Raw genomic sequence first — 17775 nt, forward strand, 5'->3', positions numbered from 1 at the left:
GCGGGCCATTCCACCGGCCCCGCCCTTCAAGCCCGGGCGGAGAGAATCCGATCGGCCATCAGCGCCGCAGCCGTGCGGTTGTCGACGCCAAGCTTCTGGAACACCTGTTCCAGGTGCTTGTTCACCGTCCGCGCGCTCAGCGTCAGGATCTCGGCAATGTCGCGGTTGGCCTTGCCCTGCGCCAGCCAGACCAGCACCTCGGCCTCGCGCGTGGTCAGGGCGAAACGCTCGGTCAGCCGATCGATCGGCGCGCGGGCATCGGCGGCGTCGATCCGAACCAGCAAATGGCCCTCGCCCGTCCGGCCGGTATAGCGCATCGCTGCATCCCCGAGCTCGAAGATCGGGGCGGACGAGACCGCCATTTCCCGCAGGCCGGCGATCCAGCGCAACAGCGCCGCCCCCGCCAGCCGCCCGTCCGCGCCAAGCGCCCGCACCCGCTCCAGCCGTTCCAAGGCCTTGGGCGAGGCCCATGCCAGCGTGCCGTCGGGCGCGGCGGCCAAAACCGAACGGTCCTGCGTATCGAAGGCCGCGCGCAGGTCGCGCACCTGCCGGGCGTTCAGGATATGCGTCGTGACCCGGGCGATCAGCTCGTCGACCCTGACCGGCTTGGTCACGTAATCCACGCCGCCCGCGGCCAGCCCGCGGCGCAGGTCATCGGACCCGCTGAGACCGGTCATGAAGATGATCGGCGCCTCGGTCATCACCGGCGCGGATTTCATCCGGCGACAGGTCTCGAACCCGTCCAGCCCGGGCATCACCGCATCCAGCAGGATCACGTCGGGATCGATCCGGCCCAGCAATTCCAGTGCGCGCAGCCCGTCGCGGGCCACCAGCACGGTGGTGCCGCTGTCCTCAAGCGCGGAGGTCACCATCCCGACCGATCCGGGATCGTCGTCGACGATCAGCGCGACCGAGGCGATGCGGGCGTCGGGCGCGGTCATGCGTGCATCCATCTGACAAGGGCCTCCTCGATCGCGGGAAGGTCATAGGCGTTGAGCAGGCCACGCAGCTCGGCCACCTCGGACGGCACCGGGCCTGCGCCGGCCAGCCCCGTCTCGATCCGGTCGAGCTGTTGCGACAGGCCGCGGGCGTGACCGATGCGGGCGCTGGACAGAAGCGACTCCAGCTCGGCCGGGGTGAAGGGCGGCGCGCCTGTCGCGACAGGGCCCGGGGGGATCGCCGCAGCGGCCGGCGCGCCCGGGGCGGGACAAGTCAGGGCGCCCGTGCCGGCCCGAGGCACGGCATCTGGGGTCGGCTCGCCTTCGTAAAGCAGGTCGACCCGCAGCAGCGCCGCGATGGTTTCAAGCATGTCCGTCAGGGTATAGGGCTTCACCAGGAACGCATCGTGCACCGACACGTCGCCCAGGGTACCTGTCGCCTCTCTCGCATGTCCGGTGCAGACAAGGATTGGCGTCGTACCGTGCCCGTGAAGTCGCAGGTAGCGGGCAAGGGACCAGCCGTCCTCGCCCGGCATGTCGATGTCCAGCACGAAGAGGTCGGGCGCCAGGTCGTCCAGCAAGGCCCGCGCGACCGTGGCATCCGCGGCGCTGACTACGTTGAAGCCCAGAGGGCGGAAGAAGCTGTCGAAGAGCGACAGGTGATGCGGATCGTCATCGACGATCATCAGCGTGCGCCGCCGCCCGGCATAGCCGGTCGCGCGGACATCGCCCTCGAGATCGGCCTGCCGCCCCGGCCGCGCGGCATGGTCGGGCACCGAAGGCAGCATCAGCCGCACGCGAAAGGTGCTGCCCTGCCCCGGCGTGCTTTCCGCCACGATCTCGCCCCCCAGGATATCGACGAGCAGCTTGGTGATCGTCAGACCCAGGCCCGAGCCTCCGGGATGCGTGTTCCCGGCCCGTTCGAAGGGGCGCCAGATCCGCTCCATCTGTTCCGGGGCGATGCCCTGCCCCGTATCCGTGATGGTGATCGTCGCGACCTCGTTGCGGTAGCTGAAGGCCAGCGACACGGCGCCCCGCGCGGTATAGCGCACCGCGTTCGTCATCAGGTTGATGAAGATCTGGCGCAGCCGCTTTTCATCCGACATCACCCAGACCGGCAGCGTGCCGCTGGTGGTGATGGTCAGACGCAGCCCCTTGGCCCGGGCCTGTTCGCGAAAGAGCGCGCCGACTTGGTTCAGGAACCCCGGCAGGTTGATCCGGTCGCGCGCGATCTCGATCTGCCCGACCTCGATCTTCGAGATGTCGAGCAGCCCCTCGATCAGCCCCGCCAGGTGCTCGGACGACCGGCGGATCGTGCTTACAGCCTCGCGCCGCCGTGCCGGGATGCCGGGATCGGCCTCGATGATCTGGGAAAACCCGAAGATCGCGTTCAGCGGCGTCCGGATTTCGTGGCTGAGCCCGGCAAGATAGCGCGTCTTGGCCAGGTTGGCGGATTCGGCCTTGTCCTTGGCCTCCTGCAGGGCCGCATCCGTGCGCTTGTGGGCGCGGATTTCCTGCAGCAGGCGCGAGGTCTGGCGATCCGCTTCGGCCAGGGCGTTCTTCCGGCTTTCGCCGATCAGGATCACCATCCATGTGACCACGCCCGTCACCACCACCACGACGCAGAAGATCGTGGCGAGGATCGCGCCGTAGGTCTCGGCCCCGCGCATCCGGTAGAGCGAGGTCAGCACCAGCGCGGCCACCGCGACCAGCCCGCCGAAGGTCGCGGCGAAGATCCCGCCGCGCGAGGTCAGGAACCGCGCCAGCGCGGCCGGCGCCGCCATCTCGACCAGCCGGCGGATCGTCGTCGTCGCGCGGCCGTGCGGCTTGCACCTGTCGCCGCAGCCCCCTTCGAGAGAGCAGCACAGCGAACAGATCTGCCCGTCGATGAAGGGACAGCGCGCCATGTCCGGCGCCTCGAACCCGTAGCCGCAGGTGTCGCAGATATGGGTGCCCGCCGCGAAGGGCTCGGGGGGACGGGCGATGTAGAACCGCCCCCCCGTGGCCCAGGCAATGAGCGGCGCCAGCAGCATCGCCGCCCCCAGCGACACGAAGGGCGCCAGCGCCTGCGCCGTCTGTCCCAGCACCCCGCTGTTGGCGGTCAGCCCGGCGACGACGGCGCCCCCCATCGCGCCCAGCCCCACGGGGTTAAGGTCGTAAAGATGGGCGCGCCGGAACTCGATCCCCGGGGGGCTGAGGCCAAGCGACTTATTGATGACCAGATCGGCGACCAGCGCGCCGATCCAGGCCAAAGCCACGTTCGAATACAGGCTGAGCGTCGCCTCGATCGCGCCGAAGACGCCGAACTGCATCAGCAGGAAGGCGATGGCGACGTTGAAGACCAGCCAGACCACCCGTCCGGGATGCGCATGGGTCAGCCGCGAGAAGAAGTTCGACCAGGCGATCGAGCCCGCATAGGCGTTGGTCACGTTGATCTTGAGCTGGCAGAGCACCACGAAGATCCCCGTCAGCGCAAGAGCCAGCCCCGGATGGCCCACCGTCGCCTCGAAGGCCACGAAGTAAAGATGCGCCGGGTCGGTCAGGTCGCCCACCCCCGTCCCCGCGGCCAGCGCCAGCACCGTCAGGAAGGACCCCGCCAGCATCTTGAGCGCGCCGAGGACCGCCCATCCCGGCCCCGCCGCCAGCACCGCCGCCCACCAGCCCAGCCGCGCGCGCCGGGTTTCGGGCCGCGGAAGGAAGCGCAGGAAATCGACCTGCTCGCCGATCTGCGCAACCATCGAGAACGCCACCGCCGATGCGGCGCCGAAGGACAGGATCGTCAGCGACCTGTTGCCGTCGAAGCCGCGAAACTCGGTCCAGCCGGTCTCGACCGGCCCCAGCACCGCCATCAGCACGAAGGGCACGAGGTTCAGCGCGATCCAAGGCGCCTGCGTCCACGCCTGCAGCTTCGATATCCGGGCAAAGCCATGCGCCACGAGGGGGATCACCACCACCGCCGAAGCGATGTAGCCCGCCCAGAGCGGGACGCCGAAACAGAATTGCAGCGCAAGCGAAAGGATCGCCGCCTCGAGCGCGAAGAAGATGAAGGTGAAGGTCGCGTAGATCAGCGACGTGAGGGTCGAGCCCAGGTAGCCGAAGCCCGCCCCCCGCGTCAGAAGGTCGATATCCACGCCGTAGCGCGCCGCGTAGTAGGCGATGGGCAGGCCCGTCAGGAACAGGATCGCGCAGACCGCGAGGATCGCCGTGACCGCGGTCTCCACCCCGAAGCTGAGCGTCAGCGCCGCGCCGATCGCCTCGAGCGCGAGGAACGAGATCGAGCCGAGCGCCGCGTTCGCAACCCATGCCGCCGACCAGCGGCGGGCGCGGTGCGCGGTGAACCGCAGCGCGAAATCCTCCATCGTCTCGTCCGCGACGAGGCGGTTGTATTCCCGCTTCGCCGGCGTCGCCTGCAGCAGGGCGTTCATGCCGCCGCCTCTTGCACACGGGCGGTGCGCAGGGCTGCGCACACTTGGGCGCACGGGGGATCGAGCGGGCGAAACTGCGGGTCCATGGCCCTTGGATACGGGGAAATTCTGCGCATGCGAATACGTCATTCGACGTATTCCGCGCTGCAGCATCGCAGGTCAGCCTGACATCGACCCCTTCCCGCAGCAGACGAGGATAACATGGCTGACGACAAAAAGGTTCCCCACCCCACAATTTCGCGCCGGGCGATCCTGGCCGGGGGCGTCGCGATGTCGGCGTCGCTGTTCTTGCCCAAGGGCCTGCGCGCGCAGGATTTTCCGACCGACCAGGTGAACACCACCGGGCTGGCCGTGACCGATGACACCGTCCAGGTGGGCATCCTGCATTCGATCACCGGCACGATGGCGATCTCGGAAACCGGCTCGGTCCAGGCCGAGAAGCTGGCGATCGAGCAGATCAACGCCCAGGGCGGCGTCCTGGGGCGCAAGATCGAGACGATCCAGGAGGACGGCGCGTCGGACTGGCCGACCTTTGCCGAGAAGGCGCGCAAGCTTCTGGTCAACGACAAGGTCGCCAGCGTCATGGGCTGCTGGACCTCGGCCAGCCGCAAGGCGGTGCTGCCGGTGTTCGAGCAGAACAACGGGTTCCTCTACTACCCGACCTTCTACGAAGGCCTCGAGGAAAGCCCCAACGTCATCTATACCGGACAGGAGGCGACGCAGCAGATCATCGCCGGGCTCGACTGGGTGGCGCGCGAAAAGGGCGCCAAGTCCTTCTACCTGCTGGGGTCGGACTACATCTGGCCGCGCACCTCGAACAAAATCGCGCGCAAGCATATCGAGGACAAGCTTGGCGGCAGCGTGGTGGGGGAAGAGTACTACCCGCTGGGCCATACCCAGTTCAACTCGGTCATCAACAAGATCCGGCTGAAGAAGCCCGACGTGATCTACGCCATCGTCGTCGGCGGATCCAACGTGGCCTTCTACAAGCAGCTCAAGGCCGCCGGCATCGACATGACCGAGGAAAGCCCGCTGCTGCTGACCATCTCGGTCACCGAGGACGAGATCCGCGGCATCGGTGGCGAGAACATCGAAGGCGCCTATGCCTGCATGAAGTATTTCCAGTCGATCGAGAACGAGAACAACCAGGAATTCGTCGCCGCCTTCAAGGACGCCTATGGCGACGACATGGTGATCGGCGACGTCACCCAGGCGGCCTATCTGGGCCCGTGGCTGTGGAAGGCCGCGGTCGAGGCGGCCGGCTCCTTCGACGTCGACAAGGTGCGCGAGGCAAGCCCGGGGATCGAACTGACCTCGGCGCCCGAGGGCTACGTGAAGATCCACAAGAACCATCACCTCTGGTCCAAGACCCGCGTCGGCCATGCCAAGGCCGACGGCCAGTACGAGGTTGTGTTCGAGACCGACGACCTGGTCGAGCCCAACCCCTTCCCCGAAGGCTATCAGTAAGCCCGCGGCCGGGGGCGGCCCGCGAAGGGCCGCCCCACCGTCTTTCTTCCAACCCAATGGGGAGTGCTGCCGATGTTCTCGGGGTATTCGATGTCGGAGCTCGGCGCGATCTTCGCGATGCAGGGCTTTGCCGGGCTGATCCTGTTTTCGGTCTTCGTGCTGATGGCGCTGGGTCTGGCGATCATCTTCGGCCAGATGGGCGTGATCAACATGGCCCACGGCGAATTCATGATCCTCGGGGCCTATGTCACCTACCTGGTGTCCAACCTCTTCGCCGCCTACGCGCCGGGGCTCTTCGGGGCGTATTTCTTCGTCGCCATGATCCTCGCCTTCTGCGCCTCGGGCCTTCTGGGCATGGCGATGGAGTGGGCGATCATCCGGCACCTCTACAAGCGCCCGCTCGACACGCTGCTGGCGACATGGGGGCTTAGCCTGATCCTGCAGCAGACCTATCGCTCGGTCTTCGGTGCGCGCGAGGTCGGCGTGACCATCCCCGACTGGATGATGGGATCGCTTCCCGTCACCGACCTGATCGAGGTGCCGATCAACGGGCTTTTCGTGATGGTTCTGGCGCTGGCGATCTCGGCCGCGGTCTACATCATGATGTTCCGCTCGGGCTGGGGCCGGCAGGTGCGCGCGGTGACGCAGAACCGCACCATGGCGGGCGCCGTGGGCATCGACACGGAACGCACCGACCGGCTGACCTTCGGCATCGGCTGCGGCGTGGCGGGCATCGCCGGCGCGGCCTTCACCATGATCGGCTCGACCGGGCCGACCTCGGGGCAGGCCTATATCGTCGACACCTTCCTCGTCGTGGTCTTCGGCGGCGCGGCCAGTCTTCTGGGTACCATCGCCTCGGCCTTCTCGATCAGCCAGGCGCAGTCGATCCTCGAATTCTTTCTCTCGGGCTCAATGGCCAAGGTCATCACGCTGCTGGCCGTGGTCGGCATCCTGATGCTGCGTCCGCAGGGTCTTTTCGCCATGAAGCTTCGCAAGTGAGGGCCCCGGACATGACCCGCTCTTCCCTTTTCAGGCGTGACGAGGCCGCGGGCCTCGCCATCCTCGCACTGATCCTCTTCGTCGTCTTCCCGCTGATGCTGGACGATTTCCGCCTGAACCTCTTCGGCAAGTACCTCACCTACGCCTTCGTGGCGATCGGGTTGGTGCTGTGCTGGGGCGCGGGCGGGATCCTGAGCCTTGGACAAGGCGTGTTCTTCGGGCTGGGGGGCTATTGCATGGCGATGTTCCTCAAGCTCGAGGCCTCGACGCCCGAGGCGACGGCGATCCAGTCCACCCCGGGCATCCCGGACTTCATGGACTGGAACCAGATCACCGCCCTGCCGCTCTGGTGGGAGCCGTTCCACAACTTCGGTTTCACCCTTCTCGCCATCCTCGCGGTGCCTGCCCTCTTTGCCTTCGTCATCGGCTTCGCGATGTTCCGCCGCCGGGTGGGCGGCGTCTACTTCGCCATCATCACCCAGGCCATCGCGGCCATCGCCACGATCCTGATCATCGGCCAGCAGGGCTATACCGGCGGCGTCAACGGCATCACCGACCTGCGCACCCTGCTGGGCTGGGACATCCGCCCCGACAGCGCCAAGGTCGCGCTCTACTTCGTCAACGCGGTCCTGATCTTCGTCTGCCTTTTCGTCGCGATGGCGATCCGCAAGTCCAAGTTCGGGCGCGTGCTGGTGGCGATGCGCGACGCCGAGGACCGGGTGCGGTTCTCGGGCTACGACGTCGCCAGCTTCAAGATCTTCGTCTTCTGCGTCGGCGCGATGATGGCGTCGATCGGCGGGGCGATGTTCACCCTGCAGGTCGGTTTCATGTCGCCCACCATCGTGGGCATCGTGCCCTCGATCGAAATGGTGATCTTCTGCGCCGTGGGCGGGCGGCATTCGCTTCTGGGCGCGGTCTACGGCGCGCTTCTGGTGAACTGGGCCAAGACCACCTTTTCCGAAAGCTTCCCCGAACTCTGGCTCTTCGGTCTGGGCGCGCTCTTCATCGCGGTCGTCATGGCCTTTCCCAACGGCCTGGCCGGGCTTTTCGACGACTACGTCAAGCCGCGCCTTGCCTGGCCCGGCCGGGGCCGCCGCGCCCGGGCCGACAATCCCCAACCCGCGGAGTGACAGGCGATGGCCCAGAACAATCCCAACTTCATCCTGATGGTCGAGGATCTCACCGTGTCCTTCGACGGGTTCAAGGCGGTCGACAACCTCAGCTTCTACGTCGAGCCGAACGAATGCCGGGTCATCATCGGCCCCAACGGCGCGGGCAAGACCACCGTGCTGGACCTGATCTGCGGGCGCACCCGCGCCACCTCGGGCTCGATCGGGTTCAAGGGGCAGGAGCTGACCCGGATGCGCGAGGACAAGATCGTGCATTCCGGCGTCGGGCGAAAATTCCAGACGCCCTCGGTCTACGAGGATCTGACCGTCTTCGAGAACCTCGAAATCTCCTATCCCCGCGGGCATTCGGTCTTCGGCGCGCTGGCCTTCAAGCGCGACGCCGGGGTCACCGCCCGGATCGAGGAGATCGCCGAGACGATCTTTCTGTCCGAGATGCTGCAGTCCCGCGCCGCGATCCTGAGCCACGGCCAGAAGCAGTGGCTGGAGATCGGCATGCTGCTGATCCAGGACCCCGAGCTGATGATGCTGGACGAACCAGTGGCCGGCATGTCCGTCGCCGAGCGACGCAAGACCGCCGAGCTTTTGAACCGGATCATCCAGGACCGGTCGGTCATCGTGATCGAACACGACATGGGATTCGTCGCCGATATCGCGACCCGCGTCACCGTGATGCACCAGGGCAAGCGCCTGTCCGAGGGGTCGATGGCCCATGTGCAGGCCGACCCCAAGGTCGTCGAAGTCTATCTGGGCCACTGAGGAACACGCCATGCTGAGCATCCAGAACCTGTCGTCGGGCTACGGCGAATCCGAGGTGGTGCACGGGCTGAACCTTGCCGTGCCCAAGGGCGAGATCGTCGCCATCATGGGCCGAAACGGCATGGGAAAAACCACGCTGATGAAGTCGCTCATGGGGATCGTGCCCGCGACCGGCGGCACCATCACCGTCGACGGGCGGCAGGTGTCGGGGCTTAAATCGCACGCCCGCGTCGCCGGGGGCCTCGCCTACGTGCCGCAGGGGCGCCAGATCTTTTCGGCGATGACGGTCGAAGAGAACGTCGAGACCGGGCTGTCCGTCACCGGCAAGCGCAGCGTGCCCGCCGACATCTACGAGCTTTTCCCGGTGCTGGTCGAGATGAAGCACCGCCGCGGCGGCAACCTGTCGGGCGGACAACAACAACAGCTGGCCATCGCCCGGGCGTTGGCCTCGGACCCCAAGGTGCTGCTGCTGGACGAACCGACCGAGGGCATCCAGCCGTCGATCATCCGCGAGATGGCGCGCACCCTGCGTCGCATCCGCGACCAGCGCGGGCTGACCATCGTGGTGTCCGAGCAGGTCCTGAGTTTTGCGCTGGACGTCGCCGACCGGGTGCTGGTGCTCGAGAAGGGCGCGCTGGTCCACGACAGCCCCCGCGCTGGCATCGATGAGGCGCATGTCTCGAAATTCCTCTCCGTCTGACCAAGAAGAAAGGAGGCCATGATGGCCGATACGCTGATCTCGGTGAACCTGAGCGAAAGCCCCCACACCAACGAAGCGGTGCATAACCGCTGGCACTGCGACATCCCGATGGCGTGCTGGGTCGAGCCGGGCGACGACTTCAAGGTCGAGACCTACGACTGGACCGGCGGCCAGATCGCCAACGACGACGATGCCGCCGACGTGCGCGACGTCGAGCTCGAGCAGGTGCACTATCTCTCCGGCCCCATCGGCGTAAAGGGCGCCGAGCCGGGCGACCTGCTGGTGGTCGACATCCTCGACATCGGCGCCAAGGAAGAGATGAACTGGGGCTTCAACGGCTTCTTTTCCAAGAAGAACGGCGGCGGCTTCCTGACCGATCACTTCCCCCAGGCGCAAAAGTCGATCTGGGATTTCGACGGGATGTTCACCAAGTCCCGCCACGTGCCGGGGGTGAAATATGCGGGTCTGATTCATCCCGGCCTGATCGGCTGCCTGCCCGACCGCAAGATGCTGGACACCTGGAACACCCGCGAAAAGGCGCTGGTCGACACCGACCCGCACCGCGTGCCCGAATTGGCCACCCTGCCCAACACGCAGTCGGCGCACATGGGCAAGATGACGGGCGACGCGCGCGATGCCGCCGCCGCCGAGGCCGCGCGCACCGTCCCGCCGCGAGAACATGGCGGCAACTGCGACATCAAGGATCTCAGCCGCGGGTCCAAGATCTACTTCCCCGTCTATGTCGACGGCGCGGGCCTTTCGATGGGCGACCTGCACTTCAGCCAGGGCGACGGCGAAATCACCTTCTGCGGCGCGATCGAAATGGCGGGGTGGCTGCACATCCGGGTCAGCCTGATCAAGGGCGGGATGGAGAAATACGCCATCAAGAACCCGATCTTCCGCCCGTCGCCCATCGTGCCGAAATACGACGACTTCCTGATCTTCGAAGGCATCAGCGTCGATGAGGGCGGCAAGCAGCACTATCTCGATGTCCACATCGCCTATCGGCAGGCCTGCCTGAACGCGATCGAGTATCTCAAGAAGTTCGGCTATTCCGGCGCACAGGGCTACGCGATCCTCGGCACCGCGCCGGTGCAGGGGCATATTTCGGGCGTCGTGGACATCCCCAATGCCTGTGCCACGCTGTGGCTGCCCACCGACATCTTCGAAGGTGGCGCAAACCTCATGCCCTCGCCCGAGGGTCCGACCCGGCTGGTCGACGGCTCGGTCGATATCCCGCTGGCGGCCGACCTCTGACACCTGACGCTCAGACGCGGGGGCCGCTGCCCGAGGGCGCGGCCCCTCCCCTTCCCTAAGACGACGCCCCGAGGACAGCCCGAATGCCAATCTACGACTACGCCTGCCCAGACTGCGGCCCGTTCGAGGCTTTCGCCCCGATGTCGGCCTTTGCCGAGCCCTGCATCTGTCCGGTCTGCGCCACACAGGCGCCGCGGCAAATCCTGACCGCGCCGCGCATCGCCAACATGGACGGCGCGCGCCGCAACGCGCATGCCACCAACGAACGCAGCGCAGACAGCCCGAAGCGGCTGTCGAGCCATGGACCCAATTGCGGGTGCTGCGGCGGGGGGCGGAAGAAACCCAGCCGCACGATCCACCGGCCCGACGGCTCGAAATCCCTGGCCGGAACGCGGCCCTGGATGATCTCTCACTAAACGGGATTGCCCGGCGCTTCGCCCGTCACCGGGCCGAAAAAAAAGGCCCGCCCCGGATATCGGGACGGGCCTTTTCGTCGTCTCATGCCAACACGGGCGCGATCAGTGCAGGCGCGTCTCGACCGTTCCGATCGACTGGTCGATCATGTCCGACCCGCGCTTCTGGTCCATCTGCTTGGCCAGAACCTCGCCCGCGGCAGCCACCGCCACCTGAACGGCACGGTCGCGCACGCTGCGCACCGCCGCCGCCTCGGCCGAGGCGATCTGTTCGTCCGCGGCCTGAAGACGCCGGGCGATCGAGTCCTTCAGGTCGGCTTTCGCCGCCTCGGCCGATGCCCGGGCTTCGTCGCGCGCATGCGCCACGATGCGGTCGGCCTGCTCCTTCATCTCGGTCTGCTTGCGCTCGTACGAGGCCAGCAGCGTCTGCGCCTCTTCGCGAAGCGCCCGCGCCTCGTCGAGGTCCGAGCGGATGCCCGCGGCCCGACGGTCCAGCATCGCCATCAGCATCGACGGGACGCGGAAATACATCAGCACCGCGATGAAGACGATGAAGCCGATCAGCATCACGAAGTTCGTGTTGAGCATCGTGAAAAACGGCCCCGTCGCCGCCATGGCGGGCGCCGCCGACAGGGCGAGCCCCGCGGTAGATGCGATCAGACTGCGCTTCATGCCGCGCCTCCTTTCAGCCGGGCGTCCACCGCCTGGTCGACGGCGGCCTGGTCGGGCGTGCCGCCGAATGCCGTTACGATGGCCTCGGCGGTCTCTTTCGCAACCGTTTCGACATTCGTCATGGCGCTGGCCCGGATTTCACCGATGCGCGTCTCGGACTCCGCGGATTTCGCCGCGATTTCTTGGTCGGCTTCGGCGATGGCTGCGTCCAGTTCGCTCTGGATCTCGGCCTTGGCTTCCGCCGCGATGCGCTGGGCTTCGCTGCGGGCGTCGGCAAGCGCCTTGTTGTAGGAGGTTTCGGCCTCCTGCGCCTTCAGCTTCAGCTCTTCCGCCGCGGCCAGATCATTGGTGATCGTGCCCTGACGTTCGGCCAGGACCGCCGCGATACGCGGCAGGGCCACGCGCGACAGAACGTAGTAGATCGCGATCAACGCGATCAGCAGCCAGAAAATCTGGTTCGGGAAGGTCGAGAAGTCGAGCTGAGGAATCCCCGCCGACCCGTGCGCCGCATCGGCGCCGTGGCCTACGACTTCGCCGCCGTGCGTGACGGCGGCATCGGCGCCATGGCCCACGACCTCATGCGTTTCTTCTTCCATCGTCGTCCCCCTGACGCCGTTACCGGATCGCCGGACCGCGGATCACTCCGCGCTCCGGCAGATAGGTCCGATTGCGGATCAGACGGCGAACATCAGCAGGATCGCGACGAGGAACGAGAAGATCCCGAGCGCCTCGGCGAAAGCGATGCCGATGAACATCGTCGCGGTTTGGGCGGCGGCCGCCGAAGGGTTGCGCAGGGCACCCGAGAGGAAGTTGCCTGCGACGTTGCCCACACCGAGCGCCGAGATGCCGCAGCCGAGGCCGGCCAGGCCAGCACCGATGAATTGACCAACGTTCGCGATATCGCCTTCCATGTCCGTCTCTCCTTGAGTTTGGAATTGGCTGTGATTGAGGGTGATCTGCCTGCGCTTAGTGCGAGGGATGCAGAGCGTCCTTGAGGTAGACGCAGGTCAGGATCGTGAAGACATAGGCCTGGATGAAGGCCACGAGCAGTTCCAGCGCGTACATCGCAACGATGGCGAGGATCGGCAGGAACGAGGCGACGCCAAGGGCTGCGGCGAAGCCGGCAAAGACCTTCATTACCGCGTGGCCCGCCATCAGGTTGCCGGCCAGACGAATGGAGTGGCTGACGGGGCGCACGAAGTACGAGATGACCTCGATGAAGGCAAGCACCGGGCGCAGCACCAGCGGCGCCGAGGAGACCCAGAAGAGTTCGAGGAACTTGGCGCCGTTCTTGACGAAGCCCACGATGGTCACGGTCAGGAACACCGCCAGCGCCAGCACCGCGGTGACGGCGATGTGGCTCGTCGTGGTGAAGGCCGCCGGGATAAGGCCGACCATGTTGGCGACCACGATGAACATGAAGAGCGTCATGACATAGGGGAAGAACTTCAGGCCTTCCTTGCCGGCGACGTCCTCGAGCATCTTGTGCACGAACCCGTAGGCGAGCTCGGCCACCGACTGGGCCCGGCTGGGAACGACGGCGCGCCCACGCGAGCCCACGACCAGCAGAAGGATGACACCGACGACCGCGACCAGCATCCACAGCGTCACGTTCGTGGGGGTATACCAGGCGATGTCGCCATCACCGAAAAGCGGGGTGACCGCGAACTGGTCCATCGGGTGGATCGACAGCGTGGGGGTCTCGGGCCCGGTGAAGAGCACGGCGAGCACCAGAACGACCAGCGCCGCGATCAGCGCGAACTTGCCCGCGCCGTTGCCGCTATCGGTAGAAGAGCCCATGTTGTCCGCCACGTGTCAGTCCCTCTCGTCCCCTTCGGCACCCTGAGGTGCCGCGCTTCTGGCCGTCAGCTCGGCCGCGCTGCGCATCATCACCTTGATGCCCGCGGCAAAGCCCAGCATTATAAAAAGCACCAGAAAAATGGGCATGGTCCCGAAAAGGGTATCCAGCCCGTATCCGATGCCGAAGCCGATCAGCAGACCGGCCACAAGTTCGGTGACCATCCGCCAGGCAATTTCGCCCTGCGCATGGCCGCTTTCGCTCCGCTCGGGGGGCGCCTGTTGCGCTTGGGCCTTGGCGAGCCGCGCCTCAAGCGCATCCATACGCGCCCGGTCCGCATCCTCGGCCATGGCCGCCTACCCCTCTGGGAATGTCGGGCGGACCCTAGGCAGCGGGGCTCGCCAAGTCAAGCAAAGGCGGAACGGGGTTAGGGCCTTGATTTCACACCATCTTTTCTGCGTCAGCGGTATCGCCCTCAGCGGGTTGGCCGGCGATGGTACCCGGGCAAACTCAACCGCTAGGTTGACGATGGCCGGGGGCGCTGCCATCTGCCGATCATGGTTACCTCGCTCGACATGGTCTTCGCCGCCCTCGCCGACCCGACGCGGCGCGAAATCCTCGGCATGCTGCTCGAGGACGACATGGCCGTGAGTGACGTGGCCCAGCCCTTCGACATGTCGTTGGCGGCGATTTCGAAGCACCTCGCGATCCTCGCCGCCGCCGGGCTGATCTCGCGGGAAAAGCATGGGCGGATCAACTGGTGCAAGCTTGAACCTGACGGGCTCAAATCCGCGTCGGTCTGGATGCAGGGGTTCGGGCAGTTCGAGCCCGTGAACCTCGACGCCTTCGAGCGGTTCCTCGTGCGTGAATTGGCCGAGGCCGAAACACCCCCCGCCCAACCGGACTAGCCCCTCCTTGCTCCGGCGGCCAGTTCAGCCCATCGGCACAAACGAAAACGGCGGCCCCAAAGGACCGCCGTTTCGATAAACTTATTCCAATTTCGTGGATCAGCCCACGAGATTGATAATAGCCAGAACAATTACAACCAAACCAACAAGGTAGATGATGCCGTTCATGTCGGCCTCCGTATCATGTGCTTCGCATCATGAACGCGGCCGAACCGGACGGGTTCCGGCAGATCGGCGCGCGATGCAAATTCGCACCGCGCGCCAGTCCGGATCAGTCCAGGGCGTCGTCCGCACCGCCGCCACCGGTGGTGGTGGTCGTGGTGGTGGTGGTCGATTCGTCGTCGTCGTCACCCGCAAGCACGCCGACGATCACGGCAGCACCGGCCAGGGCGCCCAGGGTCGCGGCGTTGTTCAGGCGGCCGAAACCGGCCGAACCGGCGGGGCCGGTGGCGCCCGTCGCGGCGAAATCGTTGGGGTCGCAGTTCTGGAAGAACACTTCGACGCGGCGGTTCGCCTGGCTCGCGCCGGGAACGGCGACTTCGAGGTCGGATTCACCAAAGGCTTCGGTTTCGACGACCGAGATGCCGGTGCCCTGCGTGATGTAGTCACGCACGGTATCAACACGACGCTCCGACAGAGCCAGGTTGTAGCTGGCCGAACCGACGGCGTCGGAGTGGCCGGCCAGGTTCACCGTCGAGTTGGCGTAGTTCTGACGGATGACTTCGAGGATCTGTTGGTTCGTCGGCGAAACCGCGGCGCTGTTGAAGTCGAACGGCAGGACGATCAGGCAGGAATCCTGAGCCTGAGCGACGGAAGCGGTGCCGGTCATGGCAACAAAGCCGGCAAGAGCGGCGGAAGTGAGAGAGGGAAACTTCATGTGGGGGTCCTCACCAGGGTTGGAACATCACTTACATTTTTACGGCAAATGCTGCGTGGCAACAATCCGCATCATGAGACCGAGGTAAAGCGGTCATGCCAAAAGACATCCTTTTTTACCCTGTCATGGCCCCATGCGTAGCACGGTGGCAACATAGTCAGCGGTATATCGCCTATACCAGCATGCATCCCATCCTAAACGGCGACTTCGCGGGCCAGTTCCCTAACGGTAGCGCCCGTCTGCCGCTGTGGCGCTCGTGTGTCACTCGCGCGGTATAGGCGCCTCGCCTGCCCCGTAGCAGCCATCATCGTTCCATGTCTGCGCCGCGGCCTTCAGATGCGCGGTCACGGCCTGGACCTTGGGGGTGCGGTGCAAGTCGACATGGGTGACCAGCCAGATCGTCGAGCACCAGTCGATGCGCGGCGGGATGATCGGAACGATGTCCGGCGTCGCCTCGGCCAGGAAGGCGGGCATGAAGCCGATTCCCACGCCCGACCTGACCGCGTCGCGCATCACCACGTCGTCGGTTGCGCGGAACACGATTCGGTCATCCGGCACGGCGCCGCGCAGCCAGCGGAAGAACGGCGCCCGCGAGACCGGATCGTCATGCGACACGAAACGGTGCCGCCCCAGGTCGCTTTCGCCCTCGGGCATGCCGTGACGTTCAATGTAACTTCGATGCGCGTAAAGCCCCACCGCCAGCCGTGTCAGTTCCTGCACCACGTTGTCGGGCTCGGAAGGCGCGGCGCCGGCACGGATGGCCACATGCGCTTCGCCGTATTCCAGGCGGAACACGCGTTCGTCGGTCAGGAACCTGATCACCACGCCCTCGTGCGCCTCGGCAAATTCGGCCAGCGCCGGCGTCATGCGGCCTGAGATCGCGCTCAGCGACGTCACGACGATTTCGCCGGTGACGGTCTCGCCCCGTCCGCGGATCCGGTTGACGAGCTGCGAGAACTGGTCGTCCGTGGCGACGCCCACCTGCAAAAGGTCGGCGCCCGCCTCGGTCGGGGTGTAGCCGCGGGCATGCCGCTGGAACAGCTTCGCCCCAAGCCGCCCCTCCAATGCATCGACGTGGCGGATCACGGTGGCATGGTGCACGCCCAGCGCATCGGCGGCGCCGCTGACCGTTCCCAGCCGGGCGACGTGATAGGCGGTGCGGATTTCGTCCCAGTTCCCGATATCCATGTGCGTCCGAGGCAATTCGTTCCAATCCCCGGAATTAGAACGCGATTTCACGCATGGGCGCAAGAACGTGTGCCCGCATCTTCTGCGCGCACTCTCAGCCGCCGGAAATGAACCTGAGCGACCCTGCGTAAAGCACCTACTGAACGGTTCAGTTCATATTCAAGAGCCGAAATCGCATTTTAAGGTGCGCAAGCGCACAACCGGGATGATAATTTTGGCACTACACCATTCCGACGCACAGTTTTACCTGACTGTCACACGCCGAGCCCGAGGGGTTCGACGCCTCGGAGCCTCAAGACGGATCGGACGATCCGCCGGCCCCTCAAAGAGTTTGAAAAGGACAGTACCATGACCACCAAGACCCTCCTCGCCGCCGTCGCCATCGCCGCGGTTCCCGCCTTTGCTTCGGCCCAATCGGCCGCGGATCAGCAACTGGCGGCCTCGCTCGGCGTCTCGGCCAGCGAATTCACCTCGCACGAACTGGCCCGCCTGAAATCGGCCAAGTCGGACAACGACCGCAAAGAGGTTGAATTCATCCTCAGCCACCAGGGTGGCCAGCCTTCGAACACCTCCGCGGGTGCCGCGGCCCTGGCCGCCTCGGCCGGCGTCGAACCCGGCACGCTGGATGTGAACCAGCTGGCCCGCCTGCGGGTTGCCCGGGAAGACAACGACTTCAACGAAGTCCACGCGATCCTGACCGGCGCTACCTCGAACAGCACCTCGGCCTACAAGACCCAGCTGGCCCGTAGCCTGAACGTCGACGCCGACGACTATACCGTCGCCGATCTGGTTCGCCTGCGGAAGTCGATCGAGGACTGATACCACGGGCGGCCCGCAGCGGGCCGCCTGTGATACCGGACCGCGCGGGTCGGGGGGCATGCCGTCTCCCAGTGCACTTCCCGACCCCCGGTCCGTCCGGCGGGACAGCCCCGAAAGGGCCCCGCTGCCGGCCGCCCCCTCTCCGTCGGGGCGGCCGGACCTGTTTCAGGGCGCGCCCGAAGGAGAGGCCCGGCGCAAGCCGATGCCGGCAACCGCGCCGGCCCGTCCGCGGCAATGGCCCCGCGACCGGGCCATCGCAGCACCGATCCCCTTGTCAGCTTGACTCCCGCGGCCGGACCTTTTAGCAGATCCGGGATTCCGGAAGTCTGCCAAAGCTTCCGGTCCCCGGGACGGTCCCGGGGATCGCCTCCCACCAGCGCGTTGCGCCCGTGGGAGCGTTTGGCGTTTGGCCGGGGCGCGCCCATCTT

General features: G+C 66.1%; 18 protein-coding genes. 9 read left to right on the forward strand and 9 right to left on the reverse strand.

The genetic code is table 11. From position 1 onward, the window contains the following. Positions 1-26: 26 nt before the first annotated feature. Together EKE94_RS15370 and EKE94_RS15375 are read right to left on the reverse strand one after the other, a co-directional pair. On the reverse strand, positions 27-941 hold the full coding sequence (locus EKE94_RS15370; protein ID WP_127907517.1) for a response regulator transcription factor: 915 nt from the start codon (positions 939-941) through the stop codon (positions 27-29). Beyond that, a complete protein-coding gene (locus EKE94_RS15375; RefSeq protein WP_127907518.1) occupies positions 938-4363 on the reverse strand; it encodes a hybrid sensor histidine kinase/response regulator in 3426 nt (1141 codons plus the stop codon). Before EKE94_RS15375 ends, EKE94_RS15370 begins: the two co-directional genes overlap by 4 nt. Positions 4364-4564: 201 nt before the next feature. Here EKE94_RS15375 and urtA point away from each other — a divergent pair, with 201 nt between their 5' ends. The 7 genes from urtA to EKE94_RS15410 all read left to right on the forward strand — a co-directional run bounded on the left by urtA (position 4565) and on the right by EKE94_RS15410 (position 11088). Continuing rightward, complete coding sequence (gene urtA / locus EKE94_RS15380; RefSeq protein ID WP_127907519.1) at positions 4565-5830, forward strand: urea ABC transporter substrate-binding protein; 1266 nt, start codon at positions 4565-4567, stop codon at positions 5828-5830. A gap of 90 nt (positions 5831-5920) precedes the next feature. Continuing rightward, entirely contained in the window at positions 5921-6829 is a 909-nt protein-coding gene (urtB, locus tag EKE94_RS15385; RefSeq protein WP_235856055.1) for an urea ABC transporter permease subunit UrtB, read from the forward strand. 11 nt (positions 6830-6840) lie between these two features. Beyond that, complete coding sequence (urtC, locus tag EKE94_RS15390) at positions 6841-7959, forward strand: urea ABC transporter permease subunit UrtC (protein ID WP_127907521.1); 1119 nt, start codon at positions 6841-6843, stop codon at positions 7957-7959. 6 nt (positions 7960-7965) lie between these two features. Then, a complete protein-coding gene (gene urtD, locus EKE94_RS15395) occupies positions 7966-8715 on the forward strand; it encodes an urea ABC transporter ATP-binding protein UrtD (protein ID WP_127907522.1) in 750 nt (249 codons plus the stop codon). Between the two features lie 10 nt (positions 8716-8725). Then, positions 8726-9415: an urea ABC transporter ATP-binding subunit UrtE gene (urtE, locus tag EKE94_RS15400; RefSeq protein WP_127907523.1), complete on the forward strand. Its 690-nt coding sequence runs from the start codon at positions 8726-8728 to the stop codon at positions 9413-9415. Between the two features lie 21 nt (positions 9416-9436). After that, positions 9437-10672, forward strand: a complete 1236-nt coding sequence (fmdA, locus tag EKE94_RS15405; RefSeq protein WP_127907622.1) for a formamidase — start codon at positions 9437-9439, stop codon at positions 10670-10672. Positions 10673-10755: 83 nt separating this feature from the next. After that, the gene (locus tag EKE94_RS15410; RefSeq protein ID WP_127907524.1) at positions 10756-11088 is read left to right on the forward strand and encodes an FmdB family zinc ribbon protein; all 333 of its coding nucleotides are present in this window, start codon (positions 10756-10758) and stop codon (positions 11086-11088) included. Positions 11089-11190: 102 nt separating this feature from the next. Here the strand turns inward: EKE94_RS15410 and EKE94_RS15415 are convergent, their stop codons facing one another. From EKE94_RS15415 to EKE94_RS15435, 5 genes are all read right to left on the reverse strand, one after another. Continuing rightward, positions 11191-11757 carry a F0F1 ATP synthase subunit B gene (locus EKE94_RS15415; RefSeq protein WP_127907525.1) on the reverse strand — a complete coding sequence of 189 codons (567 nt, stop codon included), beginning with the start codon at positions 11755-11757 and terminating at the stop codon, positions 11191-11193. Beyond that, positions 11754-12353 carry a F0F1 ATP synthase subunit B' gene (locus EKE94_RS15420; RefSeq protein WP_127907526.1) on the reverse strand — a complete coding sequence of 200 codons (600 nt, stop codon included), beginning with the start codon at positions 12351-12353 and terminating at the stop codon, positions 11754-11756. Before EKE94_RS15420 ends, EKE94_RS15415 begins: the two co-directional genes overlap by 4 nt. A gap of 78 nt (positions 12354-12431) precedes the next feature. After that, complete coding sequence (locus tag EKE94_RS15425; RefSeq protein WP_127907527.1) at positions 12432-12668, reverse strand: F0F1 ATP synthase subunit C; 237 nt, start codon at positions 12666-12668, stop codon at positions 12432-12434. A 55-nt stretch (positions 12669-12723) separates the two neighbouring features. Beyond that, entirely contained in the window at positions 12724-13557 is an 834-nt protein-coding gene (locus EKE94_RS15430) for a F0F1 ATP synthase subunit A (RefSeq protein ID WP_127907623.1), read from the reverse strand. Positions 13558-13572: 15 nt separating this feature from the next. Then, positions 13573-13905 (reverse strand): AtpZ/AtpI family protein, encoded by a 333-nt coding sequence (locus EKE94_RS15435; protein ID WP_127907528.1) that lies wholly within the window; start codon positions 13903-13905, stop codon positions 13573-13575. A gap of 207 nt (positions 13906-14112) precedes the next feature. On the opposite strand from EKE94_RS15435, the gene EKE94_RS15440 reads away from it, so the two are divergent. After that, complete coding sequence (locus EKE94_RS15440; protein WP_164870985.1) at positions 14113-14463, forward strand: ArsR/SmtB family transcription factor; 351 nt, start codon at positions 14113-14115, stop codon at positions 14461-14463. A 271-nt stretch (positions 14464-14734) separates the two neighbouring features. On the opposite strand, the gene EKE94_RS15445 is transcribed toward EKE94_RS15440, so the two are convergent. Together EKE94_RS15445 and EKE94_RS15450 are read right to left on the reverse strand one after the other, a co-directional pair. Further along, positions 14735-15340, reverse strand: coding sequence for an OmpA family protein (locus EKE94_RS15445; RefSeq protein WP_127907530.1), 606 nt, complete (start codon positions 15338-15340; stop codon positions 14735-14737). Positions 15341-15601: 261 nt separating this feature from the next. After that, a complete protein-coding gene (locus EKE94_RS15450) occupies positions 15602-16522 on the reverse strand; it encodes a LysR family transcriptional regulator (protein WP_127907624.1) in 921 nt (306 codons plus the stop codon). A gap of 354 nt (positions 16523-16876) precedes the next feature. Here EKE94_RS15450 and EKE94_RS15455 point away from each other — a divergent pair, with 354 nt between their 5' ends. Then, on the forward strand, positions 16877-17347 hold the full coding sequence (locus EKE94_RS15455) for a hypothetical protein (RefSeq protein WP_127907531.1): 471 nt from the start codon (positions 16877-16879) through the stop codon (positions 17345-17347). The last annotated feature ends 428 nt before the right edge of the window (positions 17348-17775 follow it).

This window comes from Mesobaculum littorinae (assembly GCF_004011175.1).
Lineage (GTDB): Bacteria > Pseudomonadota > Alphaproteobacteria > Rhodobacterales > Rhodobacteraceae > Tranquillimonas > Tranquillimonas littorinae.

Excerpts from the sequence above, each read along its gene's own strand:
- EKE94_RS15370 (WP_127907517.1), bottom strand. The coding sequence starts at position 941 with ATGACCGCGCCCGACGCCCGCATCGCCTCGGTCGCGCTGATCGTCGAC.
- EKE94_RS15375 (WP_127907518.1), bottom strand. The coding sequence starts at position 4,363 with ATGAACGCCCTGCTGCAGGCGACGCCGGCGAAGCGGGAATACAACCGC.
- urtA (WP_127907519.1), top strand. The coding sequence starts at position 4,565 with ATGGCTGACGACAAAAAGGTTCCCCACCCCACAATTTCGCGCCGGGCG.
- urtB (WP_235856055.1), top strand. The coding sequence starts at position 5,921 with ATGTCGGAGCTCGGCGCGATCTTCGCGATGCAGGGCTTTGCCGGGCTG.
- urtC (WP_127907521.1), top strand. The coding sequence starts at position 6,841 with ATGACCCGCTCTTCCCTTTTCAGGCGTGACGAGGCCGCGGGCCTCGCC.
- urtD (WP_127907522.1), top strand. The coding sequence starts at position 7,966 with ATGGCCCAGAACAATCCCAACTTCATCCTGATGGTCGAGGATCTCACC.
- urtE (WP_127907523.1), top strand. The coding sequence starts at position 8,726 with ATGCTGAGCATCCAGAACCTGTCGTCGGGCTACGGCGAATCCGAGGTG.
- fmdA (WP_127907622.1), top strand. The coding sequence starts at position 9,437 with ATGGCCGATACGCTGATCTCGGTGAACCTGAGCGAAAGCCCCCACACC.
- EKE94_RS15410 (WP_127907524.1), top strand. The coding sequence starts at position 10,756 with ATGCCAATCTACGACTACGCCTGCCCAGACTGCGGCCCGTTCGAGGCT.
- EKE94_RS15415 (WP_127907525.1), bottom strand. The coding sequence starts at position 11,757 with ATGAAGCGCAGTCTGATCGCATCTACCGCGGGGCTCGCCCTGTCGGCG.
- EKE94_RS15420 (WP_127907526.1), bottom strand. The coding sequence starts at position 12,353 with ATGGAAGAAGAAACGCATGAGGTCGTGGGCCATGGCGCCGATGCCGCC.
- EKE94_RS15425 (WP_127907527.1), bottom strand. The coding sequence starts at position 12,668 with ATGGAAGGCGATATCGCGAACGTTGGTCAATTCATCGGTGCTGGCCTG.
- EKE94_RS15430 (WP_127907623.1), bottom strand. The coding sequence starts at position 13,557 with ATGGGCTCTTCTACCGATAGCGGCAACGGCGCGGGCAAGTTCGCGCTG.
- EKE94_RS15435 (WP_127907528.1), bottom strand. The coding sequence starts at position 13,905 with ATGGCCGAGGATGCGGACCGGGCGCGTATGGATGCGCTTGAGGCGCGG.
- EKE94_RS15440 (WP_164870985.1), top strand. The coding sequence starts at position 14,113 with ATGGTTACCTCGCTCGACATGGTCTTCGCCGCCCTCGCCGACCCGACG.
- EKE94_RS15445 (WP_127907530.1), bottom strand. The coding sequence starts at position 15,340 with ATGAAGTTTCCCTCTCTCACTTCCGCCGCTCTTGCCGGCTTTGTTGCC.
- EKE94_RS15455 (WP_127907531.1), top strand. The coding sequence starts at position 16,877 with ATGACCACCAAGACCCTCCTCGCCGCCGTCGCCATCGCCGCGGTTCCC.